We start from the raw sequence: 261 nt of genomic DNA, 5'->3' as shown, positions 1-261 counted from the left end.
TTCTTAATAATTATTATAAATTCAATAGAAATACTGCTCTGAATTTTCAACTATTCATCTCACTTTTATATTTAAATATGTAATAGAAGAAATACTATTTGTTTTATTCCTAGGCTCTGTTTATTATTAGGAAGATTATTTAGTTTACCTTGATGGAAAATATCATGTCTGAATTAACAAAAACTCTATTAAATATCCGCAGCCTTCGTGCGTTCTCACGTGAATTAACTCTTGAGCAACTTGAAGAAGCGCTAGACAAGC

The 261-nt window shown here is 28.7% G+C and carries 1 pseudogene; it reads left to right on the top strand.

Annotated features, from left to right (window positions below):
- Positions 1-164: 164 nt before the first annotated feature.
- Positions 165-261 (top strand): annotated as a pseudogene (locus AB4517_RS19290) (transcriptional regulator); the annotation flags it as partial.

It is taken from the genome of Vibrio sp. 10N.222.52.C3, assembly GCF_041474195.1.
GTDB classification, from domain to species: Bacteria; Pseudomonadota; Gammaproteobacteria; order Enterobacterales; family Vibrionaceae; genus Vibrio; species Vibrio crassostreae_C.
Note: the sequence above shows the minus strand (reverse complement) of the source record. Positions and strands in the feature narration are given on the sequence as shown.